Source organism: Rhodopirellula sp. UH5 (assembly GCF_056839225.1).
The window spans coordinates 7,341,627-7,364,600 of sequence record NZ_CM166390.1 but is presented as its reverse complement, the minus strand read 5'-3'; the positions used below and the strand labels follow the sequence as shown (position 1 = coordinate 7,364,600).

The 22,974-nt window shown below is 57.6% G+C and carries 22 protein-coding genes; 17 read left to right on the top strand and 5 right to left on the bottom strand.

Annotated elements, in window-relative coordinates; translation table 11 throughout:
• Positions 1 to 27: 27 nt before the first annotated feature.
• Complete coding sequence (locus UH5x_RS26425; RefSeq protein ID WP_482634207.1) at positions 28 to 198, top strand: hypothetical protein; 171 nt, start codon at positions 28 to 30, stop codon at positions 196 to 198.
• 91 nt (positions 199 to 289) lie between these two features.
• Entirely contained in the window at positions 290 to 538 is a 249-nt protein-coding gene (locus UH5x_RS26420) for a hypothetical protein (RefSeq protein WP_236696766.1), read from the top strand.
• A gap of 15 nt (positions 539 to 553) precedes the next feature.
• Here UH5x_RS26420 and UH5x_RS26415 read toward each other — a convergent pair whose 3' ends face one another.
• Complete coding sequence (locus tag UH5x_RS26415; protein ID WP_482636083.1) at positions 554 to 1,933, bottom strand: sulfatase family protein; 1,380 nt, start codon at positions 1,931 to 1,933, stop codon at positions 554 to 556.
• A 564-nt stretch (positions 1,934 to 2,497) separates the two neighbouring features.
• Between UH5x_RS26415 and UH5x_RS26410 the strand changes: the two genes are divergently transcribed.
• Positions 2,498 to 3,256, top strand: coding sequence for a class II aldolase/adducin family protein (locus UH5x_RS26410; protein ID WP_482634206.1), 759 nt, complete (start codon positions 2,498 to 2,500; stop codon positions 3,254 to 3,256).
• 86 nt (positions 3,257 to 3,342) lie between these two features.
• On the opposite strand, the gene UH5x_RS26405 is transcribed toward UH5x_RS26410, so the two are convergent.
• The gene (locus UH5x_RS26405) at positions 3,343 to 4,554 is read right to left on the bottom strand and encodes an AraC family transcriptional regulator (RefSeq protein WP_102017683.1); all 1,212 of its coding nucleotides are present in this window, start codon (positions 4,552 to 4,554) and stop codon (positions 3,343 to 3,345) included.
• Positions 4,555 to 5,089: 535 nt separating this feature from the next.
• On the opposite strand from UH5x_RS26405, the gene UH5x_RS26400 reads away from it, so the two are divergent.
• The 14 genes from UH5x_RS26400 (at position 5,090) to UH5x_RS26335 (ending at position 18,791) form a co-directional block, all read left to right on the top strand.
• Positions 5,090 to 6,352, top strand: coding sequence for an outer membrane protein assembly factor BamB family protein (locus UH5x_RS26400; RefSeq protein ID WP_482636082.1), 1,263 nt, complete (start codon positions 5,090 to 5,092; stop codon positions 6,350 to 6,352).
• Between the two features lie 252 nt (positions 6,353 to 6,604).
• Positions 6,605 to 7,369 (top strand): tetratricopeptide repeat protein, encoded by a 765-nt coding sequence (locus UH5x_RS26395; protein ID WP_482634205.1) that lies wholly within the window; start codon positions 6,605 to 6,607, stop codon positions 7,367 to 7,369.
• Between the two features lie 25 nt (positions 7,370 to 7,394).
• Entirely contained in the window at positions 7,395 to 8,150 is a 756-nt protein-coding gene (locus UH5x_RS26390) for a tetratricopeptide repeat protein (protein WP_047817502.1), read from the top strand.
• Between the two features lie 301 nt (positions 8,151 to 8,451).
• Positions 8,452 to 8,934, top strand: coding sequence for a Na+/H+ antiporter subunit E (locus UH5x_RS26385; RefSeq protein ID WP_047817590.1), 483 nt, complete (start codon positions 8,452 to 8,454; stop codon positions 8,932 to 8,934).
• On the top strand, positions 8,934 to 9,359 hold the full coding sequence (locus tag UH5x_RS26380) for an MrpF/PhaF family protein (RefSeq protein ID WP_236696788.1): 426 nt from the start codon (positions 8,934 to 8,936) through the stop codon (positions 9,357 to 9,359). The genes UH5x_RS26385 and UH5x_RS26380 overlap by 1 nt, the downstream gene beginning before the upstream one ends.
• A 13-nt stretch (positions 9,360 to 9,372) precedes the next feature.
• On the top strand, positions 9,373 to 9,735 hold the full coding sequence (mnhG, locus tag UH5x_RS26375; RefSeq protein ID WP_482634204.1) for a monovalent cation/H(+) antiporter subunit G: 363 nt from the start codon (positions 9,373 to 9,375) through the stop codon (positions 9,733 to 9,735).
• Positions 9,735 to 10,313: a DUF4040 domain-containing protein gene (locus UH5x_RS26370; protein ID WP_047817504.1), complete on the top strand. Its 579-nt coding sequence runs from the start codon at positions 9,735 to 9,737 to the stop codon at positions 10,311 to 10,313. The genes mnhG and UH5x_RS26370 overlap by 1 nt, the downstream gene beginning before the upstream one ends.
• Positions 10,310 to 10,747, top strand: a complete 438-nt coding sequence (locus UH5x_RS26365; RefSeq protein WP_047817505.1) for a Na(+)/H(+) antiporter subunit B — start codon at positions 10,310 to 10,312, stop codon at positions 10,745 to 10,747. Before UH5x_RS26370 ends, UH5x_RS26365 begins: the two co-directional genes overlap by 4 nt.
• Positions 10,748 to 10,758: 11 nt before the next feature.
• Entirely contained in the window at positions 10,759 to 11,343 is a 585-nt protein-coding gene (locus tag UH5x_RS26360; RefSeq protein ID WP_236696769.1) for a sodium:proton antiporter, read from the top strand.
• Entirely contained in the window at positions 11,340 to 12,818 is a 1,479-nt protein-coding gene (locus UH5x_RS26355) for a monovalent cation/H+ antiporter subunit D family protein (RefSeq protein ID WP_047817507.1), read from the top strand. Before UH5x_RS26360 ends, UH5x_RS26355 begins: the two co-directional genes overlap by 4 nt.
• Positions 12,815 to 14,332, top strand: a complete 1,518-nt coding sequence (locus tag UH5x_RS26350) for a proton-conducting transporter transmembrane domain-containing protein (RefSeq protein WP_047817508.1) — start codon at positions 12,815 to 12,817, stop codon at positions 14,330 to 14,332. Before UH5x_RS26355 ends, UH5x_RS26350 begins: the two co-directional genes overlap by 4 nt.
• Positions 14,329 to 14,658: a hypothetical protein gene (locus tag UH5x_RS26345; RefSeq protein WP_482634203.1), complete on the top strand. Its 330-nt coding sequence runs from the start codon at positions 14,329 to 14,331 to the stop codon at positions 14,656 to 14,658. Before UH5x_RS26350 ends, UH5x_RS26345 begins: the two co-directional genes overlap by 4 nt.
• The gene (locus UH5x_RS26340; protein WP_482634202.1) at positions 14,655 to 16,394 is read left to right on the top strand and encodes a Na(+)/H(+) antiporter subunit D; all 1,740 of its coding nucleotides are present in this window, start codon (positions 14,655 to 14,657) and stop codon (positions 16,392 to 16,394) included. The genes UH5x_RS26345 and UH5x_RS26340 overlap by 4 nt, the downstream gene beginning before the upstream one ends.
• A gap of 324 nt (positions 16,395 to 16,718) precedes the next feature.
• Entirely contained in the window at positions 16,719 to 18,791 is a 2,073-nt protein-coding gene (locus tag UH5x_RS26335; protein ID WP_482634201.1) for a hypothetical protein, read from the top strand.
• A 40-nt stretch (positions 18,792 to 18,831) separates the two neighbouring features.
• Here UH5x_RS26335 and UH5x_RS26330 read toward each other — a convergent pair whose 3' ends face one another.
• The 3 genes from UH5x_RS26330 to UH5x_RS26320 form a co-directional block, all read right to left on the bottom strand.
• Positions 18,832 to 19,872 (bottom strand): nucleoside hydrolase, encoded by a 1,041-nt coding sequence (locus UH5x_RS26330; RefSeq protein ID WP_482634200.1) that lies wholly within the window; start codon positions 19,870 to 19,872, stop codon positions 18,832 to 18,834.
• 361 nt (positions 19,873 to 20,233) lie between these two features.
• Entirely contained in the window at positions 20,234 to 21,061 is an 828-nt protein-coding gene (hisN, locus tag UH5x_RS26325; RefSeq protein ID WP_047817513.1) for a histidinol-phosphatase, read from the bottom strand.
• A 400-nt stretch (positions 21,062 to 21,461) separates the two neighbouring features.
• Positions 21,462 to 22,964 carry a DUF1501 domain-containing protein gene (locus UH5x_RS26320; RefSeq protein WP_482634199.1) on the bottom strand — a complete coding sequence of 501 codons (1,503 nt, stop codon included), beginning with the start codon at positions 22,962 to 22,964 and terminating at the stop codon, positions 21,462 to 21,464.
• Positions 22,965 to 22,974: the final 10 nt, after the last annotated feature.

Here is a 22,974-nt window from a genome sequence, read left to right as displayed (position 1 = left end):
GGAAAATCACTCGCGACCGAGTCGGTCATGTCCCATCACTCCAAGATTGAGTTGCTTCAACAAACCGAACGAGCTGACTACCGAAACTACCTCTACTTTGTTGCTACATCTGACGAAGAAATCAACTTGGACCGAGTTCGACTTCGGGTTGCACAAGGTGGGCACGACGTGCCGGAACAAAAGATCCGAGAACGCTAAGCAGGTCGGCAGGAGTCTTTCGGCATTTGGACTGTTTCGGTAAGCGTCGTTGCTCCCACGTACAACCGGGGCGAACGCCCAAACGGCTCACATGATGATGCCCGATCATTCCTGCCGACCTGCCTACCATCGCTCCATCGCATTGCTTGGGAAAGCACTGCACCACGTCTATCGCGGTTACGTTTTTGACAACTCGGGAGCAGAGCCCGAACTGATTGCCGAACGAACCCCACAAGGCACCGTTGAATTGCGATCGCGTACCATTCCACAATGGTTTGCTGATGCGGTTTGGAACCAGTCGACTTCCGACAAAATCTGCTCCTTGAGCAACCATTCCTGACGGACGGCCTTCCTATCATTCATCCCTGAGGCTGGAGAAGAACTCGGCACTTGGTGATTCGGGTAGCGAGGCTTTCCAATCTGCCAACTGCTTCGACAGCTTCGAGACAACATCCGCTTGCGAGTCTTTCAAATCAGTTGACTCGTAGGGGTCGGACACAATGTCATACAGCTCCACGTAGCTTGAATCTTCGTTTGCCAACAGCTTCCAAGATTCATGCACCACGCAGAAAGACGCCCAGTGATGCGGACGAGATTTCGCGGCCGGCCAACGCGCCCCAATCTTCCAGAACAAGGGCTTGGAACGGCCGGATGTTGATTCGCCTTGCAACGCAGCGACCTGGCTGACTCCGTCGGCAACATACGTTTCCTGCAGTTCGACTCCCGCAACCTCGCAAAACGTGGGCAATAGATCGACGGCACTGATCATGGCCGAATCATTGGACTTCCCTGCCGCGACCTTCCCAGGCCAGCGGACAATGAAGGGAACATTGACACCTCCTTCAAACAGCGACGCTTTGTAACCCTTCCGTCCCGCCGTGATTCCTTTCGATGCGCCGACACCAAACCCTGCTCCGGTCGCGGTGTCGTAGCTCAGTTCCAACTTCGAGTTGGCCGATCCACGTGCGGGTCCATTGTCGGAACTGAACACCACCAACGTTTCGTCCGCCAGCTTCAACCGGTCCAAGGCGTCCAAGACTTCGCCGATTCGATCGTCTGCGTGCGACAACACCGCGGCATAAATCTCATCGGCATCACTCAATCCGAGCTCACGAAAACGCCAGCGGTACTTTGGAATCACGTGGAACGGTGTGTGCGGTTCATGAATCCATAAGTTCACGAAGAACGGCTTGCCCTCGGATTGCGCCGCTTCGATGAACCGAATCGTCTCGACCGCATCTTCGTGCACCGGCATCTGCTCGCCCGAACAATTGAACGCGCCGTACTGGTCGTACCCGTAGACCGCGGGTGTGGGCGAATCAGGAATCATGTCATTGGACAGGTGCCATTTGCCGAAGTGAGCTGTTTTGTAGCCACCCGATTGCAGCAACCTCGGCAGCGTCACCGCGCTGGGATCCAACCAATCCGGCATGTTCCGCTTCGCGTTGCTGGGCACCCAAGCGAAGTGCCCATCAATGTTATGACGAGCCGGAAAGTGTCCCGTCATCACCGCCGTTCGACTCGGTGAACAAACACCGCTGGCAACCGTGAAGCGTTGAAAATCCGTTCCCTCGAGAGCCAAGCGATCGATGTTTGGCGTTTGAACATACGGATGCCCATGACAAGACAGATCGCCCCACCCCCAGTCATCCGCGAAAATGAACAAGATGTTTGGCTTGCTCGGTTGCTCAACCGCGGAGGAACCTTCCGCGGCGGACACCTTCCGTTCCGCCATGGCAACGCCACCGAAAATCAACATCCCCACAACCAGGCAACTGAGCCACTTCATTCGTCCACCGACAACCGTTTGATTCCACATTTGATTTTGTTCCGACCCCTGAGTGTGTGATTGTTTCGAACCAGTCAAACGGACTGGCCCCCGCCGTGGAGTTCACAACCGAGACTCATGACACGCTAATCCATCTCGCCGCCCAATGCATCAACCTCGCGAAACGACGCGAGTCGCAAATGGGTTTCGCCGCGACGCAAACCTTGCTCGATCTCCCTCGATACAGACCCAAAATACCCCTGGTGAAAACCCCGCCGGCACTCCAGATGAGCCATGCCAAACTCAAGCAATCCGATGGCCAGCCAAGCAGAAGCGGCATTCCATCGCTATCACACCCCGCTGGTGCGATGGATCCGAAACCATGAACATGCCCCGGCAGCGAATTTTTCGTCGCAGTGCCTGGCATGCCTTCGAAACGGATAACCTCGAGGGTGGCGACTTCCGCGTCTGACAAAACTTCGGACCGCTGCACGGACGCAAGTTTATTTCTCCCCCACACACGAACCTCGCATGACCACTCCATCCAACCTGGAAACGATGCTGGAACTGTCTCACTTTCTGGGGGACGAACAGCGTCATCTCGCGATCCTGGGCGAGGGCAACACGTCTACAAAGGTCGATGACGAAATCTTCCTCGTCAAAGCCAGTGGCAGTTGCTTGCAAACACTCTCACCCGACGACACGGTCGCGTGCCGTTTCGATGCGTTGCTGCCAACGCTGAAGGAACAACGACTCAGCGACGAGGAGATTGAACAGCGATTGCTGGCGAGTCGCGTTGACCCCACCGCGAAGAAACCCTCCATCGAGACGCTCTTTCACGCGTACCTTTTGTCATTGCCTGAAATTGCGTTTGTCGGTCACACGCACAGCGTTGCCATCAACCAAATCTTGTGTTCACCAATGGCAGAAACCTTCGCCAAACGCCGCTTGTTTCCAGATGAAGTGGTGTGCTGCGGCGCCCGTTCGGTGCTGGTGCCCTACGTCGATCCAGGATTGAGGCTGTCACTGGAAATTCGCGAAAAGACAGAGGCCTTCCAGAAAGAAACGGGCGCTCTGCCACGGATCATCCTGCTGCAGAACCACGGCGTGATCGCGATCGGAAAGACAGCCGGCGCTGTCAAGGCAGCCATGCTGATGGCCCACAAAGCCGCCACCATTTTCGTGGGAGCGGCATCGCTCGGCGGACCAACGTTCATGAGCGAACACGACGTCCTCCGAATCGCCGGACGAACCGATGAACACTACCGACAAAAGGCTCTCCAACTTTGAGCCTTGGACGGACGGCGCAAGCGTGAACCAACCTGAACCGAACCAAAAGGGTTGGACGAAAAAGCCCGATCACCCAAGACACTCAATCACTCGCCGGAATCGAGCTCTTTCCTCGCAGCGTTTCCAATCTGTTGCTGTTCGGTGCGGTATTCACCGGGTGATTGTCCGGTCTCTCGCTTGAACACCGCGCCCAGACTTTCCTTGTGACTGTAGCCAGCCAGCGGAGCGATCTGCTCCAAGGTCATTTCGGTTTCGGTCAACAGTTGCCGGACGCGTTCCAACTGCGTCATCGTGATTTGTTTGTGTGGGGTGTGACCGAGCACATCGCGGAACCGCCGCTCGAGCTGTCGGCGAGACAAAGTGGTGAACTCCACCACGTCACCGACGTTGATTCCCGTGCACGCATTCTGACGAATGAACCGACAAACCCGTGCCAACTCCGCATCCTCCACCGCAATCACTTTGGTCGAGAGTCGCTCGGTAACGGAGATCGGAGTGATTCGCTCCACCTCTTTGTCTGGTACCCAGCCCGCCATCATTTGCTGCAAGATCTCCGCCGCACGGTACCCGGCGAGCTCGGCATCGGGTCGCACACTTGATAGGGGCGGGTCACAGATCGAACAAATCGTGTCGTCGTCATCCACACCGATCACCCCGACATCATCGGGCACCGCGATGCCTGCAAACCGACACGCGTTGAGAACTTGTTGTCCACGAATGTCATTGCAAACAAACAACCCGGTGGGACGCTCCAACGTCGACAACCACTCGCCCAGAGATTCCTGCTCCACCACACCGGCACGTTCCAATTCCGTCAACGTGATTCCAGGTGCACCGGGGGATTGGAACTCGGTGAACGGGCAGCCTGCGTCTTGCACCAACTTTCGGAACGCAACCAGGCGAGCATCCGAATAGGTGGCGAAGCGAAATCCACAAAAAGCAAAACGCCGAAAACCGCGTTCCCAAAGATGCTCAAAAGCCATCTCGGCTACGCGTTGATTGTCGGCCTCCACCTGAGGGACACCGGTGAACTTTCGGTTGCACCGCACGTCCACAATGGGAACCCGCAACTGACGAAGCGGATCAATGGAGTGATGATCAAGTCGGGCAATCACGCCATCCACGCGAGTCCCAGAAATCCAGTCTGGGACCCCCGCATCAATCGTCATCTCCTCGTGCAAGAGAGACCAATTGCCTTTGGTCCTGGCATACAACGCGATCCCGCGAAGCAACCCGCGACCGTAGGCCCGAGAGACTTCCACCAACAATGCAATTCGAGGTCGATTGGTCTGAGTCATGGACGCATTTCTCCCAGGCCGACACGAGGCTGCAAACCAAGCCACGAACGACGCAAATGATTGCCAACCCGACACACACGCCGAGCTCTATAGGCAACGACGATCCTACCAGAACCGAAACGCACCGCAAATCACGACCGTCAACATTCCGTCTTTTTCGCCTCCCCTCCCGCAGGAGGGCGACGCAATCCCATAGTTACCCGACTCGAAAACACACTGCGAAGCCCAGACTTTCGAGGGGGCCCAATGTGATCGCAGGTGCCTTCAATTCGCGTTCCGACGCAAACGGACCTGGAAAAGCGTTCACGCTCATCGAGCGCCCGGCACATGCAGTTCGGCGAAAAACGGAGGCCGATCGGGTTGGCAAACGGCCCAACCCTGAGTCAGAGTGGACGTGGCCTCCGCCCAATCACTCTCGTCTAGGAATCGTCACGTGCTCCCCATCCGACGCTCGCCCCTTCGCTGTTTTCGCAATGCCGCTTGTTTGTCCATCGCGGTTCCAGTGCTGGCAGTGGCCTGTTCAATGATGGCTGGACTGCCGCTTGCTTCTGCCGTCGAAGGCCAATGGCCCAAGTTTCAAAACGGCGGCCTTTTGTCCATCGACACAACGCTGCCGACGGAGTGGTCGCCGGAGCAAAACATCGCGTGGACAGCCGACATCATTGGCTACGGTCAATCAACTCCGATCGTGGCCCACGATCAAATCGTGGTGACCTCCACCAGCGGTGAAAACAAGGACCAGTTCCACGTGCAGTCGTTCGCGATTGAAACCGGTGCACTGAACTGGCAAGTCGACCTGGCCAATCCGTCGCCGTTTAAAAATTCGCCGATGGTCAGCCGAGCGGCGCCCAGTGCCGTTGCCACCGCAGAAGGCTTCGTTGCGTTTTGCGAAGGCGGTGTGTTGCTGGCGATTTCGCCTCAGGGTGAACCCCAGTGGAAACGTGACTTGGTCGCTGAGTACGGACCAATCGAAGCCCGACATGGATTGTCAGCTTCTCTCGAGGCCAACTCCCAACACGTTTTCGCTTGGGTCGAACGTGGCGAAGACCCTTACATCTTGGCAGTGTCCCCAACGACCGGCGAAACGATCTGGAAAACAGAAGGTTTGGGCGCGACCTCCTGGGGATCGCCGCGATTGGTTCCTGTCGCTGGCGGTGAACACTTGGTTTGCAGCGCCAGCGGCAAACTGGTGGGACTGAATCCATCCACGGGCGAGCGACTCTGGGAGTTCACCGACCTGTCCAACAACACGTCCTGCACACCCACCATTGTCGGCGAAGGTCGCTTCCTGATCGGAGCCTCCGACGGGCGGGGTGAAACCAACGCAGGCGCCGCAGCGGCCAGCAACGGATTGATCGAGATCACCCTCGGCGAAGACGACCAATTTCAAGCCGCCTTTGTCTGGCAAGCCGAAAAAGCAACCAGCACGTTTGGCAGCCCCATCGTCGCCGGGAACACCGCCGCGATCGTCAACCGAGCCGGAGTGCTGTATCGACTGGACCTCGAAACCGGCGAACAAGTCTCTGCGAAACGAACCGACGCGGGCGGCATCTGGGCAACCCCCTTGGTCTCGGGAGACAACCTGTACCTGTTCGGCTACAAGGGCACGACCAGTGTGTTTTCTTTGGCCGACGGCAAAGCGATCGCAGAGAACCGATGCTGGCCCGAGGGCGGCGACGACGAGAAAACGCCCGGTTTTGGCGGCGGGAACGTGCTGTACGCGGCCGCTCCCGCAGGCAATCGCTTGCTGATCCGACGCGGCGACAAACTTTTCGCGATCGGTGCGAAGTCGAAGTAGACGGAGCAATGCCTCCACCGCTGGCGAACTTCTTTTTCGCAAGCGATGTTGACGCAAATCACCAAATCGCTACCATCCTGAGAACCACTCGCAATAAGCGAATGGTTTTGATAGCCAGCAAGCGATGCCAAGCGGCCGAAGTCCGCGTCGAGTGATCGACGCCCCTTTCGCGCCGCGGTGACGCCAGCCAGCCATGACCCGATTGTCTCGAAATCCTCTCGAGGCACTGCTTTCGTCATCCAGGTTGGCCCTATGAAAAAGATCTCTGAAGAAACTCTGCAATGCGCTTGGCTCGCTCATCTCAGCGGCGCATCCGATCAAGTCATCCAGCTTCTCGCGTCAGACAATGTCCTGGCGCAAACGCACGATGAGGTCGAACCCGCCGTGCTGCTTGGTCTCGCGCTGCATGAAGTCGGACGGACGCTGGAAGCAGCCGACGCGATTGAAAAAGCCAGCTTGCTCGGGCCGATCCCCGATGAAGCACGGATCACGTTGGCATCGTGTTATGCGCAACTTCGCCGCATCGACCTGGCTCGCGAGTTGTACCTGGAACTCGCACTCAGCCGACGGCTGGATGCGGACCTCATGCTCAAGGTTGCCGCCGGCCTGGCAGCGATCGATTCGCCTCAACTGGCCATGAAGGTCTGCGAGTGGATCACCGAGAAAGACGACTCGGTCGGACAAGCGTACTACGACATGGGCGTGTACTCGGCTCGCTGTGGCAACGCGTTGTACATCAGCGAAGCATTGACACGCCGTGCCCTCCAACTCGACACAGGCAACTTTCACTACCGAGTCGGACTGGCAGCGGTGTTGATTCAATTGCAGCGTGACGGCGAGGCACTCGAGATCGCGCTCACTTTCACGGTCGATCAACTGCAACACGCAACATGCTTCAGTTGTCTGCAACGGATTGCAGACTTGTTGAATCGCCATCAACACACTGATTTGGCCGTTGCCTGCCAAGCACAATCCGACGTCCTCCGAGCCAAACTCGACACCACCCCGATCCACTGAACCAAATTCCTACTCAGCCTTCACCATGAACGATTCTCTCTCCTTCGCTCAGCTCGAATTCGAAGCGGGCCGCTTTGCTCATGCCATTCAGTTCGCCCAATACGCTTTGGTTGAAGCCCCAGACAACACGGACGCCCTGACGCTTTTGGGGATGGCCAGCCTTTGCATTGACGAAGTCGACGAGGGCATCGATGCACTGGAACGCGCTGCGCTGCTACGTCCACTGCCTCGCGTCGTTCAAATTGAACTGGCGATCGCCTACGGGTCGGCGGGAAGACGCACACTCTCCAAAGATTTGCTGATGACGATTGCGACGTCGGGCAAGGTCAGCAGTTCGGAACTCCTTCGAATCGCAGCGGGCTTGGAAGCGATCGACCAACCGCGTTTGGCAATGGAAGCCTGTCGCCAAGCCGGCATCCTGACGCCGGAACGCCCCGAAGTTCACTACCAAATGGGTTACTACGCCGAGCAATGCGGGCATCCGGCTGAGATTTGCGAATCACTGCTCCGACACGCCATCGGACTGGATCCACGCAACGTCCACTTTCGAATCGGCCTGGCGTCACTCTTGATCCGACTGTCACGACAAGACGACGCCATCAAGGTTCTTGCTCCCGTGATCCCTGATCGCCTGGACGAAGTGCACTGCCAGTGCTGCCTCAAGCGCATCGCGAACCTGTTCTTCGACGCCGGCGATGTCCCACGAGCACGCTTGAGCGCGTCGCGATTGAAAAAACTGACCGAAGGCAACCCGGTGCCGCAACAACACCACATCGCCTGAATCCTTGAGCTTCCAAGCGCACACGCCGAGAAGACGCGCGGCAATCTCAACGCAGAACGATTTGACCGACGGCAAAACAACACACTGAGCAAGCCTGATAAGCCAGGCACCCAACGCGCAAAGATCGCAGTGGATGCGTGCCCAAGAATTCTGACAGGACTTGTGGGTACTGACACCCCTCCGCATGCGAGCAATTCGTTCTTGTTGCGCATTTAATCGGGTGAGTCCCACTTGTTGCGGAACCAACTTTGTGGATAACAGGTCTACGTTTTGCACATCTCCCCACGGATTGGATCCTCCCGTGAGATACGCGTTTTGGCTCACCTTCGCATTGATTGCGACCTGGCTGCTCTGGTCGGGACACTTTGACAACCCGTTCTTGCTTGGACTCGGGGCGTTGTCGGTGCTGGTCAGTCTCACCATCTCGTTGCGGATGAAGATCGTCGACGAAGAAGGGGCTCCCGCTCAGCTGGGCATTCGGCCCTTTGTGTCTTACGCACCTTGGTTGGCCAAGGAAATTGTCCAGAGCAACTTGGCCGTCGCAAAGATCATCTTGTCTCGCAAGATGAAGCTCAAACGCAACCTACTCACGATCACATCGCATCAAAAGTGCGAACTTGGGCGAGTCATTCTGGCGAACTCCATCACGCTGACCCCCGGTACCGTTTCGGTGCAAATGGAAGGCGACAAGATCTTGATCCACGGTTTGAATCTTGAAGAGACTGAGGAAGACATGTCCGGTGAAATGGACGATCGCATCTGCCGCTTGGAGAAATCCAAGTGATGCTTCCCAACGGCGTGTTGCCGATGATTCTGGCCGCCAGCGAAACCGCCACCCATGCGGCTCATTCCACTTCAGGACGTGGCCACGCCAGTTCCTCGGACCTGCATGAGATGCTGAGTTACTCGTCCCATGCGTTCCATTTGAGTCCGACGCACCACGTGATGATGGCCACCTCGGCGGCCGTCTTGATCACGATGACGCTGGCACTGATTCGTGCGATGGCCGGCCCCACGGTGTTCGACCGAGTGCTGGCATTGAACATGTTCGGAACCAAAACGGTGCTGTTCATTTGCGTGGTCAGCTTCGTGACCGCACGCACGGATTTCCTCGATCTCGCCTTGCTCTACAGCCTGATGAATTTCATCGGCATGGTCGCTCTGCTGCGTTTCACTCAGTATCGCAGCTTCGGTGAGGAACCCGCCTGATGAAAGGTGACTCATGATCGCATTGGAAATTGCAAGCTGGTTCTTTCTCATCGCAGGAGCCATTTTCTCCATCATCGGTGGGATCGGCATCATTCGCTTGCCCGAGTTTTTCTCACGGATGCACGGTGGTGGCATCACGGACACGATGGGTGCTGGGTTGATCCTGATTGGGCTGCTGTGCCTGGCGGGCCCCACCTTGATCGCCGTCAAACTGCTGTCGATTTTGTTTTTCTTGACCATCACCAGCCCCAGTTCCTGTCACGCACTGGCTCACTCCGCACTGATTCACGGCGTCAAACCCGAGCTGGACGTCAAACAGAATTCCAACCGCACAATCAACACGCCCGCCGCCCCGCGTGATGGAGACGTCTCATGATGAACTGGGTCGTCTTTGCCATCCTGGCGTTGCTGGCACTGACCGCCGTGACCGTCGCACGATTGCGACAGTTGTGGGCGGCGGTGATGTTCACCGGCATTTATAGTTTTCTCAGTGCATCCTGGATGATGATCCTGGACGCACCCGACGTGGCGTTCACGGAAGCCGCCGTTGGCGCGGGCATCTCGACCGTTTTGATGCTCAGCACGCTGGCACTCACCGGCGAACAAGAACAACCGACCAAACGATCTCCCCTGGTGCCACTGTTGGTGGTCACGATCACCGGCGGAGCACTGATCTACGGAACGTTGGACATGCCGCACTACGGCGACCCCAACGCGATCGTGCACCTGCACCCCGACCCTTCCTTTGTGGAACGTTCTCTGGAAGACATGCACGGTTTGCCCAACGTGGTCACGGCTCTGCTGGCGTCTTACCGGGGTTATGACACTCTCGGCGAAACCACCGTCGTTCTCACAGCTGGAATCGCGGTGCTGCTGATTTTGCGTCGCGATGAGATGGAACGTCCCGCGATTGCAAGCCGAGCCAAACGACGCAAACGGAAGGCCAGCGCATGATCAAGTTCCCCATCATTCGCGTGATCACCAAGCTGCTGATCCCGTACATCTTGCTGTTCGCATTTTATGTTCAGTTCCACGGTGATTACGGACCCGGCGGCGGCTTCCAAGCCGGAGTGATCTTTGCTTCCGGTTTGATTCTGTACGGCTTGGTCTTTGGGCTCGACGCGATCAAACGGGTCGCTCCCCCGATCGTGATCGAGAAGCTGATGGCCCTGGGTGTGTTGGTTTATGCCGGCACCGGCTTCGCCACCATGCTGCTGGGCGGCAACTTTTTGGACTACGACGTTTTGGAACACTCCTTCAATCACCAGTACCTGCCCGGCGGACAACACCTGGGAATCTTTGTGGTGGAAGTCGGCGTGGGAATCACAGTGACCTCGGTGATGACGATGATCTTCTATGCCTTCGCCAGCCGGAGTCGATTCGTATGAACGGTCCGGCCATGGAACAAGTCACAGGGCTTTACAACTACTGGATCGTGATCGTCTTGATGATGACCGGGTTTTACATCGTGCTTGCGCGACGCAACCTGATCAAATCCGTCATCGGGCTCAACATTTTCCAGACCTCCGTCTTCCTGCTGTACGTGACGATGGGCAAAGTCCGCGGCGGAACCGCCCCGATCATCCCGCCAGAAGTCGCGGCGGCGCAGGCCGAAGCGATGCACGCCTCCGGTCACGCAGAGCAAGCGACGCACGCCCTGGGAACGGTTTCGGAAGAAATCGTGGGCTCACACGCTGGGCATGCGGAACTCCCCGGTGCGGAAATCATTTACTCCAACCCCTTGCCCAGCGTGCTGATGTTGACGGCGATCGTGGTTGGCATTGCCACCACGGCACTCGCATTGGCCCTGGTCGTTCGGATTCGTGAAGACTACGGGACGATTGAAGAAGATCGCATTCTGGAAATCGATCGCGCCGATGGATTGCCGGATGACGACGACGAAGATCAATGGATCGATGCAGAAGCTCATTCACTGGCCGGGAGTTCCCCTGACAACCCCACCGATTCGGAGTCAGTGAATTGACGGAACACCTCCCGATCCTATTGATCGTGTTGCCGCTGGTCGCGGCACCACTGTGCGTGATTTTGCATCAACGAACGGCCGCCTACGCTCTCGCATTGCTGGTCAGCTGGATCACGTTTGCGATTTCGATTGCGTTGGTCGCGCAAGTCAACCAAACCGGAGTCATCCGCTACAACCTGGGTGGCTGGGCGCCGCCGTACGGCATCGAATACCTGGTCGATTCTCTGTCATCGTTTGTGATGATGTTCGTCTCAGGAATCGGTGCGATCGTGCTGGTCTACGCACCCAAGTCCGTTGATGACGAAATCGCTCGTTCCAAACACTATCTGTTCTACGCAACCTATCTGTTGTGCTTGACCGGATTGCTGGGCATGTGCGTGACCGGTGACCTTTTCAATGTCTTTGTGTTCTTGGAAATTTCATCGCTGTCCTCCTACGCCTTGATCAGCCTGGGGAAAACCAGACGAGCCCCGCTGGCTGCGTTTCAATATCTGATTCTCGGCAGCATCGGTGCGACCTTCATTTTGATTGGCATCGGGTTGCTGTATCAGATGACGGGCACGCTCAACATGGCCGACATCGCCGCCCGCGTGCCGCACGAAGACGGCCCTCGAACGGTCTTGGTCGCCTTCAGTTTTTTGGTCATCGGGTTGTGCGTTAAAATGGCGGTGTTCCCGCTGCACACTTGGTTGCCCAACGCTTACACCTACGCACCATCCGTGGTGACCTGCTTCATTGCGGCGACGGCCACCAAGGTTTCGGTGTACGCATTCATCCGAGTGATCTTCGGAATCATCACCCCCGGTTTTGCCTTTGATTACTTGCCGCTCGACACAGAGCTGACCATTTTGGCTTTGGTGGGCATCTTTGTCGCCTCGACGGCCGCCATCTACCAAGCCAACGTCAAACGCTTGCTGGCTTATTCCAGCGTGGCTCAAATCGGTTACATGATCCTCGGAATCAGCATGGCGACTCCGGGTGGCCTGACCGCTGGCATCGTCCACATGTTCAATCACGCTTTGATCAAAGGCGGGTTGTTCATGATCGTCGGTTGCTTCGCGTTGCGACTGGGCAGCGTCAAACTGGAAGACTGGAAGGGTGCCGGCAAAACCATGCCCTGGACGTCGCTCGGATGGGCAATCGGAGGGTTGGCATTGATCGGTGTTCCAGTGACAGCAGGTTTCATCAGCAAATGGTTGTTGCTGACCGCTGCGATGGAAAAAGGCATGTGGCCGGTGGCGGTGCTGATGCTGTTCAGTTCGTTGCTGGCAGTCGTCTACGTTTGGCGAGTGGTTGAAACGTTGTACTTCAGTGAGCCCACGGCCAAAGTCCTGCGGGCCAAGGAGGCTCCGCTGGGAATGTTGATCCCCACCTACGTCGTCTTGGCGGGGACGTTTGTGTTTGGTGTTTGGACCACCTACTCGGTCGACCTCGCCGCCGCAGCCGCCGCGGGATTGTTGGGAGCCACACCATGACCGATTCAATGCAAATCTGGGTGTCGTTGCTGCTGCCGCTGATCGCGTATGTCTTGCTGACTCTGACTGGCAAATCGCCCAACGTTCGCGAAGCCTGCACGCTGACCGTCGCCACCATTCTGTTTCTGTTGACGTGCCGATTGTCCAGCGATGTGTTCGCGGGAGCACGTCCCGAATGGACGTGGGGCGAATGGCTGCCCGGGTTCCAGATCGCCTTCAAAGTCGAACCACTTGGAATGTTGTTCGCCCTCGTTGCGTCGGGGCTTTGGATCCTGACAACGATCTACGCAATCGGCTACATGCGTGGGCACAATGAAGGCAACCAAACTCGATTTTATGGCTGCTTTGCCTTCGCCATTTTCGCGGCACTCGCTGCCGCGTACGCGAAGAATCTGTTCACGCTGTTTGTGGCGTACGAGATCATGACGATCTCGACCTACCCGTTGGTGACTCACCACGGCAATGAAGAAGCCCGCAACGGCGGCCGCGTTTACCTCGGAATTCTGCTGTCCACCTCGATCGCGTTTTTCATGCTTGCGATCGCCTGGACCTACACCTTGGCTGGCACACTGGATTTCACGCTCGGCGGGATCCTGGCCGGTCCAGTGGCCGACGAAAAGATCTCCATCGTGGGCCTCGGCATTTTGCTGGCTCTGTTTGCTTTCGGAATCGGCAAAGCCGCTTTGATGCCATTTCACCGCTGGCTGCCCGCGGCGATGGTTGCGCCGACTCCCGTTAGCGCCTTGCTGCACGCGGTCGCGGTGGTCAAGGTCGGCGTGTTCTCGGTCCTCAAAGTCGTCGTTTATATCTTCGGCTTGGATCTGCTCACGGGCTCCGGCGTGAACCTTTGGCTGGCTTATGTCGCTGGTTTTTCGCTGGTCGTCGCTTCCTTGGTTGCCATGACGAAGGACAACCTGAAGGCACGGCTGGCCTATTCGACCATCGGCCAGCTCGCTTACATCACCCTCGGTGCCTTCCTGGCAACGCCCAGCAGCATCATCGGTGGGGGGATGCACATCGCCATGCACGCGGTCGGCAAAATCACGCTGTTCTTCTGTGCTGGTGCGATCTATGTCGGTGCCCACAAAAAAAACATCAGCGACATGCGTGGCCTTGGCCGTCAGATGCCGTTCACGTTTGGTGCCTTCCTGCTGGCCTCGGTCAGCATCATTGGATTGCCGCCCGGCGGTGGTGCATGGAGCAAATGGTTCTTGGCCGTCGGGACGGTGGAAACTCACCAGTACTTGCTGACCGCTGCCCTGATGTTCAGCTCGCTGCTCAACATCGCCTACTTGATTCCGATTCCGATGCTCGCGTTCATGGGCAAACCCAAAGCAGATGACGCATCCGGTCATGACACCCACCATCACGCACCCACCGATGGGATTCACGAGGCCCCGATGATGTGCGTCGTCCCGCTGTGCATCACCGCGATCGGCAGTGTCGCACTGTTCTTCGCTGCCGACTGGATTTACGAAGCCCTGTTGCCGATCACGCAGACGCCGAACTCATGAGCCACACACCTCCCTCCGACCCCAGTTGGTTCGAACGCCCCCAAAACATCCACAGGATGATCATCGGCTTGGTGGTCGTTTGCGTGCTGTTGGTTCTCGCAGATTTGTTTTACGAGAACCCGCACCCACACTTTGGCAAAGTCGAAACGTTCTTCGGCTTTCAAGCTTGGTTTGGCTTCATCGCATTTGTGACGGTTGTGTTCCTGGGAGCGATGCTTCGTCCGTTGATCAAGAAACCCGAAGGCTACTACGACCCAGAACCGGAGAACGAATTCCCCCGTTTGGATCGCCCCGAAGACAACATCACCCCAGGAGACGAAGCATGAGTTTCTTATCTGCTTTGCCACCGGGATGGCCGATGATTTTCGGTGGTCTGTTCCTTTGGTTGCTGCCCAAACGAGCGCAAGCCGCCGGTGCACTCAGCCTGGCGATTCTCAGCACCTTGCTGTTCTGGTTCACACCGGTTCTGGCTGCCGATGAAACGGCAAAGACGTTCACGATGCTCGGTGCTGACCTGCACCCCATTCGCGTCGATTCGCTCAGCCGTCCGTTTGGGTTGGTGTTCCACATCGCCGCCATCGTGTCCGCGATCTATGCGTTGCACGTTCGCGACACGCGTCAACACATCGCTGGCATGGTCTACGCCGGCGCCGCCATCGGAGCCTGCTGTGCCGGTGACTTGATGACCCTGTTCGTGTTCTGGGAACTCACCGCCATCAGCAGCGTGTTTCTGGTTTGGGCATCGGACACTCCCGCCGCCTACCGCGCGGGGATGCGTTACCTGATCATTCAAGTCGGTTCAGGGGTGCTGCTGTTGACCGGAGCGGTCATCCAATACGTCGAAACCGGCTCGTTGAAGTTTGAATTGTTCGTCAGCGAAGGACAAACGCTGTTCGGCGACAGTTCGATTTCGCCCGCGGCTTGGTGCATCCTGTTGGCGTTTGCGATCAAGTGTGCCTTCCCATTGCTGCACAACTGGTTGCAGGATTCTTACCCCAAAGCGACCGTGACCGGCACTGTTTTTCTCAGTGCGTTCACGACGAAACTCGCCATTTATTCGCTGGCCCGTGGCTTCGCTGGTTTTGATCCGTTAATCACGATCGGCTGCGTGATGACGTTGTTCCCGATCATCTTCGCGGTCATCGAAAACGACTTGCGGCGAGTCCTCGCGTATTCCCTCAACAACCAATTGGGCTTCATGGTCGTGGGGGTGGGGATCGGAACGGAGCTCGCCATCAACGGAACGGTGGCCCACGCGTTCTGTCACATCATCTACAAATCGTTGTTGTTCATGTCCGTCGGTGCCGTGTTGTTTCGCGTTGGCACCGCCAAAGCAACGGAACTGGGCGGACTGCACAAATCCATGCCTTGGACCACTGTGTTCTGCATGATCGGTGCGGGAGCGATCTCAGGGTTCCCGTTGCTCAGCGGTTTCGTCAGCAAATCCATGATCATTTCCGCCGCCGGCGAAGAGCACATGTTCGGCGTGTGGATAGTGTTGTTGATCGCCTCCGCCGGGGTGATGGAGCACTCAGGGATCAAGATTCCGTTCTTTGCCTTCTTTGCCCATGACAGTGGGAAACGAGTCAAAGAAGCTCCGTGGAACATGTTGCTGGCGATGAGCATCGCGGCCTTCGCCTGCATTGCCTTGGGCATCGCTTACCCCTTGCTGTACCGGCTGCTGCCCTTTGATGTGGAGTACCACCCGTACACGATCACCCACGTGGTCACTCAGCTACAACTGTTGCTCTTCGCTGCACTGGCTTTTGTCGCCTTGATGAAATCGGGCCTGTACCCGGCGGAGCAACGCGCCGTGAACCTGGACACCGATTGGTTCTATCGACGACTGATCCCCAAAGCCACACGCGGTGGCCAGGTCGCAATCGAATTGGTCGACCAGACGCTCCGTCACGACTTTTTGCTGACGCTGCGAAGTGCTCTGCGGATGGTGCAGCGATCGTTCAACGTCAACGGATTGATCGGCCGAACCTGGTCCACCAGCACGATGGCATTTTGGGCGGCGACGCTGCTGGCGATCAGTTTGGTGCTGTACTACATCTGATCGTCTCACTTTCGCTTGAAAACGGGTGCCAACCTTTTGCACCCGCCGCCGGACGACAGTCAAACGATCGGTGTGACCCTCGCCATGAAATGGCTGGCCAGAGAGAAACGGTGGGGACGATCGCTCTAAGCAGGTCGGCAGGAGTCTTTCGGCATTTGGACTGTTTCGGTAATCGTTGTTGCTCCCACGTACAACCGGGGCTAACGCCGAATGGCTCACATGATTATGCCCGATCATTCCTGCCTACCTGCTTACAATGGGCTGATTCTGCAAATGTCAGCCCATTTTGAAAACGATTGCCGATCGATGCTCCCGCAAAGCTCCATGACGTCAAAGTCTCTCTTCGGCAGCATTCCGACGCTGCGGCACATCGCCGGCCTCGTGCTCGTGGCGTCTTTCCCCTGGGCACTCTGCCACCAAGCCGATGCGGGAATCAGTGGCGAAAACATCATCGTGGTGGTCAACGCGGAATCCCAGGACTCCTTGACACTGGCGAATCACTACGTCCGATTGCGTGAGATCCCGCCGACGAACATTGTCTTGCTCGACGAGGTTCCCACTGGACTGCGAGTCTCACTGGATGACTTTCGCGAAAAGATCCTGAAACCTGTTTTGACCGAACTGAACCAACGCGGCCTCGGGGCTCACGCTCAGGTGATCGCTTACTCGGCCGGATTTCCCACTGCAGTCGACATTCGCGAACACACCAAGAGGCTGACCGACGAGAACCAGAAGAAGTATCAGCGCCCGGTTGCCTCGATCAACTCAATGACGTTTTTCTACCGCTGGGTGCTGGCGGATTCACCGGATTACCTTGGTTGGGTCAGTAACTTTTACGCGCGTGGCACGTTCGAACGCCATTTCGCGAATCCGTTTGCGGGCGAGGCGGGTGAACGATTCGAGGCCGCCGAAGATGCCTCCGACAACGCCGAATCAACGGAGGATTGGAGCGAAGCGGCGGGCCTTTGGACAGCGATCGCAGATGAGTATCCAACGCTCTATCCCGTTCACCTCCGCGCAGCCGAAGCCTATGCCAATGCGGACGAACTCGATTCGGCGGTGCAGCGTCTGGCGATGGCGACGGCAGGTGGCTGGGCGAATCGGCGTTACGTGGAAGAATCTGAATCACTGCAAAAGCTCAACTCGACCCAAGGTTTCGAGACGATCCTTGCTCAACTGCAAGACGTGCCGATGAAGAACCAAGGCCCGGTTCCATTCGCGACCAATGTGGGATGGACCAGCACGGGCCATTCAATCCCCAGCGACAAGGGAGGCATGCCTTACCTCCTTTCATGCGTCTTGGGCGTCGTCCATGAACGTGGCAGCACCTTGGAACAGGCCATCGAGGTGCTCGAGCGGGCTCGCCAAGCCGACCGAACTTCCCCCGATGGAACGTTCGGGTTTGCCAAGACATCCGACGTCCGTGTCACGACCCGAGAACCGTTGTACGCTGAGGCACTCGCTTGGTTGATGTCACGTGACCAAAACGTCGAGATCTTTGCGTCCAAACTGCCGACGTCCACCAAGCCATACTCCGGGCTGATGTTGGGGGCGGCCAGCTTCGATGCTCGCAAGCGATCTTGGTCGATGACTCCTGGAGCCATCGCCGAGAACTTGACCAGTTTAGGAGCTGCGTTTGAAACGGGCTCGCAGACCAAGTTGACCGAACTCTTGCACGCGGGGGCAGCAATCAGCAGCGGCGCCGTGGCCGAGCCCTATGCGTTGATCCCCAAATTCCCGACACCGATGCTGCACGCCTACTATGCCGAAGGGGTCTCGGCAATCGAGGCATTCTATCTCAGCACCACGTCGCCCTATCAATTGCTGATCGTCGGCGATCCGGCATGCCAACCCTTTGCGAAAGCGCCGATTGATTTCGTTCGGATCGAGGCGGGAGAAGCGACCGATGACAAAATCCCGGTGAACTTCTTCTGGCAACAACTTCCTGGAAACGCAAACTCGACTGCGACCGCCGCAATTGAACTGCATCTGCAAGGCAAACGAATCGCCGTGGCGCGACCAACCAACAAGATCGAGATCAAACTGCCATCCAGCCTGCAAGGGGCGCTGCATTGTCGGGCCGTTCTGATTGGGCAGCATCCCACACAACCTCATGTGGCAATCACCCAAACGATTGTTCTCGGGAATCCCAACGCCTTGCCCACGATCGAACAAGAAACCGTGGATGACGAACAGATCCAAGTCAAACTTGCCTGCCCCGACGCGGACCGCATCGAGCTGAAGCACCTGGGCCGCGTCGTCGCCGAAATCGAAGGCCCATCAGGATCCGTCTCACTCACGCCCACGCAGGTCGGCCGGGGCCCGATCCAACTCGACGCCATCGGACATGTCGGAGAACAAGCCATCCCAGGGGAATCACTGCTCATCGAATTTTGAGCATCCCCGTGGGGCACCGTTCCCAACGTCAGTCAGCGACTCAGTGGTCGCTGATATCGCGAGGCGGTTGGCTCGAAAGAGCCCGCTGAATTTCAACCACACGAATCGCCTGCTCGGAACTCATCTCCAGCAACTGATCACGCCCATTCGCATCAGGGCGGAACTCGGTGAAGCCCTTGTCATCCACGACCACGCGGCCAGGCGGAGACAGCCCAAAGTAGTGATCAGCCGGACGCACGGCGTGCAGCACGCTGGTCAAATCCCAAGTGGGCCGATCATGGTTGGGACCACTGTGCAACAAATAGGCTTCGCGTACCGGGTGATGCGGCACATAGGAAAAATCGCGAGCGATGCTTTCGCGTGGGTAGGCCGCCGCGATCCCAATCCGGTAATCACTCCACACCACCGGCACCTCCTCGGGCGATCGATCCGCGAATCGTTGCATCGCGCCGATTCCATTGACGACGTTGGCTTCATCGTGCCGCGGCTTGCCGAGTGTGGGTCCGAAACATCCCGCCATGACTGAGATCAGCTTGCACTTCTTGCGAAGCAATTCCACCCCATTCAGCGGACTGAATTGGTCGCCTTGAGAATCCAACAGATCCGCCAAGTTCGTTGCCAGGCCAACCTGAATGATGACCACACTGCCATCATCGGAATCCGCCAATGTCTGCCGCAGCACATCCACCGCGGTGGGGGCGTCATCGCTGCTGAGCAAGTCATGCGGGTATCGGAATCGATCGCCATCGCGTGTCTTGCACAGTTTCAGGTAGCGACTTTCGCGACGCTGAGCTTCCCGAGTTGCTCCGATGGGAAGATCACCGCGGCCATAAAACGTGTTGATCGCATCGACGAACGGAGCCGCCAGCGGATTGACCTTGGAGATCGTCACGGCTTTGAGTTCGCACTCACCACGGTCTTGCATGGCATGCAACATGGCCAGCGCCAGCACATCGTCGCAGTCCCCCGTGATGTCGGTATCAAAAATGACCGGCAATGGCGTTGCCGTCGTCGCAGAATCGGATTCCGCGTGGAGAGCCGAGCCATCGATCGCTGCCAGCGCGATCAAACACAAAATCATTTGTCGAAGCATCGATACAGTTCTCTTGAATCACGAGATGTTGGGGGCAACTGTCTAGGTCGAGCAAGTCAAACTTGCTGACTTGCAACCGCCTCCCAAACGGGGCGGACACAGAGACCACCAATTCGTTGGCGTTCCCGACCTCCTTGGACGCCCCAAAGGGGACTTTCCCTCGCCCTAGAGAACTATAGACCTGAGTGCGGCAACACGCACCCCCGCCAACGGAGGCGATTCCCTGCTTCCCGGCAACCAGCGATTCAACGTCACTGCCGCCACCGCGTTTCCAACGCCACCTACCACGACGAAGAGCCACCGCGAAATGTCTTTCGCAGTGGCTCACTGTTGAGTCGGAGATCAAATCTCACTTTTTCAGCAGAGCCAAGACCGCCTCGTGAAGGTGACCGTTGGTGCCCACGCCATCACCTCCGCGGACGGTGTCGATGCCTTTCCAAGACGTGAAGCGTCCGCCCGCTTCGCTGAGGATCGGAGCCATCGCGGCGACGTCCCAAGCATTGCAAATCGGATCGACCATCAAGTCCGCTCGGCCAGTCGCGACCATCGCGTACCCATAGCCATCGCCCCAAGTTCGTGTCAGCCACGTGTCTCGCTGCAAGGCATCAAAGACATCGCTGTCACCGCGCGGGCCATCGCCTCGATCGCCAAACGACTTCGCTTCGCTGGTGACGAAGACCGCCTTCGACAAATCGGTTTGCTCCGACACATGAGCTTCGCTCCAGGTCTTCAGGTCGTCGCTGTGGTAACAACCACTGCCCAATGCGGCGACGACGATCTGATCGGTCGCGGGAAGGTAGATGACTCCGCCAAATGGGGTCTCGTCGCATTCCAGTGCCAACAAGGTGCTGTACAACGGCACGCCGCAGATGAACGACTTGGTTCCGTCGATCGGATCGACCACCCATCGGTAACGGCTGACGCCTTCACTGTCAGCAAATTCTTCCCCGGCAATCGCGTCCTCGGGAAATTGCTCAGCGACCAATTGACGGACCAATTGCTCGGCTTCTCGGTCAGCGATTGTCACCGGGGAATCATCGGATTTCCGATCCACCGACAAGGATGCCTTTCCGAAATGAGTCAGTGTGTGCTGGCCAGCTTTCAAAGCAATGTCGACCATCGCGGTCAATCGTCCACCGTGTTCCGATTGCCACTGGGCGGGAGTCCAATCCGACATGAGTATCCAAAGATGTGAGCGGGGAGGTAAATGGGAAGGTGAGCGTGGAGTGAAACGAAAACCAGGAACGTCAACGACGGTCGAGCCTCGGCAATTGCCTGCCATCAACGCTCATGCCACCAATCTAGATGAGCAAGCCAACGCCATGCCACCCGGGCGCCATCCATTCGCGGTGGACCGCTGCCTGTTTGTCCAGAAAAACCCGCCAGCTGGTCTCGGAGCCTCCGCCCCGAATTACCAACGCAGACTCCTCCGGAGCCATCCACATTCGCCCCGGACGGGGCCGGCATCGTTAGCTCGGGGCGGAAGCCCCGAGAACGTTCGCGGAGATCCCAGCGCCGCCCCGGACGGAGCCGACGTCGTTGACGTGGCGTGACCTGCCTGACCCCAAAACGATTGACTAAGTCAGGATGTCTCGGATGACGTTGCCGTGGACATCGGTCAGCCTGAAATAGCGACCTTGGAAGCGGTAGGTGAGACGCTCATGATCGATGCCCAGCAGATGCAGCATCGTGGCATGCAAATCATGCACATGGACCGGGTTCTCTGTGATGTTGTAACACACCTCGTCGGTCGCTCCGTACGCCATCCCTGGTTTGACACCGGCACCCGCCATCCACAACGAGAAGCAACGTGGATGGTGATCGCGACCGTAGGTCTCTGCGTTCAACGTGCCTTGGCAGTAAGACGTTCGCCCGAACTCGCCTCCCCATACGACCAGTGTGTCTTCCAAGAGACCGCGTTGCTTCAAGTCGTTCACCAACGCCGTTGTCGCTTGATCGACGTCGCGACACTGGCCAGGCAATTGCTTCGGCAGCGTGAAGTGTTGATCCCATCCCATGTGGAAGAGCTGGATGAATCGCACGTCGCGTTCTGCCAAACGGCGTGCCAGCAAGCAGTTGTAGGCGTACGTCCCACGCTTCGTCACATCGGGACCGTAAGCATCCAGAACATGCTGGGGCTCGTCAGAAAAATCGATCAGTTCAGGCACGGATGTCTGCATTCGGTAGGCCAGTTCGTATTGCTGGATTCGCGAATGGATCTCGGGATCACCGAACTCATCCAGTTTCTCTTGGTTGAGTTGCTGCAGGTCGTCGAGCATGCGGCGCCGGGCCTTGGCATCAAAGCCGTCTGGGTTACTCAGGTACAGCACCGGATCCCCAACGCTCATCAGTTTGACGCCGGCGTAAGTGGACGGCAGGAACCCACTTCCCCACAGTCGATCGTAGAGCGGTTGGCAGTTGGGACGCCCCGTGCCACGCGACACCATGGAAATGAAGGTGGGCAGATTCTCATTGATCGCGCCCAATCCATAGTGCAGCCAAGACCCCACGCTGGGTCGGCCGGGCAACTGGTTCCCGCTTTGGAAGAAGGTCATCGCGGGGTCGTGGTTGATCGCCTCGGTGTGCATGGAGCGAATCAAGCACATGTCGTCGGCCAGCGTTGAAATCTCTGGAATCAGCTCGCTGCCAAGTTCCAAACCCGCTTCCCCGTGCTTGGCGAATTTGTACCGCGAACCGGCCATCGGAAACGATTTTTGTCCGGCGGTCATCCCCGTCACTCGCTGATTCATGTCGACGAAATCAGCCAGCTCCTTGCCTTCGTGTTGCTGCAAGGCGGGTTTGTAGTCGAACAGTTCTTGCTGGGACGGAGCCCCGCTTTGGAACAAGTAGATGACTCGTTTGGCTTTGGGCGGCGTGTGGTATTCCTTCATCACCCCGTTGGGCTCGGGGAAGTCCGGCTGCGGAACGTTGCTTGCCGCGGGCGCGTTGGTTTCCGCCGTCGCCGAGCGTCCCATCATGGACGCCAGCGCGGCCATCCCGACTCCCGATGCCGACCGGCCAAAGAAATGACGGCGAGTCAGCATCATGCGATGCTCGTCAGTGATGTCATTGGGTTTCATGGCATGTTCT

What these genes read in the sequence shown, in the direction of transcription:
- UH5x_RS26410 (WP_482634206.1), top strand. Translation starts at nt 2,498, where the DNA reads ATGACCACTCCATCCAACCTGGAAACGATGCTGGAACTGTCTCACTTT.
- UH5x_RS26420 (WP_236696766.1), top strand. Translation starts at nt 290, where the DNA reads ATGATGATGCCCGATCATTCCTGCCGACCTGCCTACCATCGCTCCATC.
- UH5x_RS26390 (WP_047817502.1), top strand. Translation starts at nt 7,395, where the DNA reads ATGAACGATTCTCTCTCCTTCGCTCAGCTCGAATTCGAAGCGGGCCGC.
- UH5x_RS26360 (WP_236696769.1), top strand. Translation starts at nt 10,759, where the DNA reads ATGGAACAAGTCACAGGGCTTTACAACTACTGGATCGTGATCGTCTTG.
- UH5x_RS26370 (WP_047817504.1), top strand. Translation starts at nt 9,735, where the DNA reads ATGAACTGGGTCGTCTTTGCCATCCTGGCGTTGCTGGCACTGACCGCC.
- UH5x_RS26340 (WP_482634202.1), top strand. Translation starts at nt 14,655, where the DNA reads ATGAGTTTCTTATCTGCTTTGCCACCGGGATGGCCGATGATTTTCGGT.
- mnhG (WP_482634204.1), top strand. Translation starts at nt 9,373, where the DNA reads ATGATCGCATTGGAAATTGCAAGCTGGTTCTTTCTCATCGCAGGAGCC.
- UH5x_RS26345 (WP_482634203.1), top strand. Translation starts at nt 14,329, where the DNA reads ATGAGCCACACACCTCCCTCCGACCCCAGTTGGTTCGAACGCCCCCAA.
- UH5x_RS26380 (WP_236696788.1), top strand. Translation starts at nt 8,934, where the DNA reads ATGCTTCCCAACGGCGTGTTGCCGATGATTCTGGCCGCCAGCGAAACC.
- hisN (WP_047817513.1), bottom strand. Translation starts at nt 21,061, where the DNA reads ATGTCGGATTGGACTCCCGCCCAGTGGCAATCGGAACACGGTGGACGA.
- UH5x_RS26395 (WP_482634205.1), top strand. Translation starts at nt 6,605, where the DNA reads ATGAAAAAGATCTCTGAAGAAACTCTGCAATGCGCTTGGCTCGCTCAT.
- UH5x_RS26365 (WP_047817505.1), top strand. Translation starts at nt 10,310, where the DNA reads ATGATCAAGTTCCCCATCATTCGCGTGATCACCAAGCTGCTGATCCCG.
- UH5x_RS26425 (WP_482634207.1), top strand. Translation starts at nt 28, where the DNA reads ATGTCCCATCACTCCAAGATTGAGTTGCTTCAACAAACCGAACGAGCT.
- UH5x_RS26415 (WP_482636083.1), bottom strand. Translation starts at nt 1,933, where the DNA reads ATGGCGGAACGGAAGGTGTCCGCCGCGGAAGGTTCCTCCGCGGTTGAG.
- UH5x_RS26330 (WP_482634200.1), bottom strand. Translation starts at nt 19,872, where the DNA reads ATGATTTTGTGTTTGATCGCGCTGGCAGCGATCGATGGCTCGGCTCTC.
- UH5x_RS26405 (WP_102017683.1), bottom strand. Translation starts at nt 4,554, where the DNA reads ATGACTCAGACCAATCGACCTCGAATTGCATTGTTGGTGGAAGTCTCT.
- UH5x_RS26350 (WP_047817508.1), top strand. Translation starts at nt 12,815, where the DNA reads ATGACCGATTCAATGCAAATCTGGGTGTCGTTGCTGCTGCCGCTGATC.
- UH5x_RS26320 (WP_482634199.1), bottom strand. Translation starts at nt 22,964, where the DNA reads ATGAAACCCAATGACATCACTGACGAGCATCGCATGATGCTGACTCGC.
- UH5x_RS26335 (WP_482634201.1), top strand. Translation starts at nt 16,719, where the DNA reads ATGACGTCAAAGTCTCTCTTCGGCAGCATTCCGACGCTGCGGCACATC.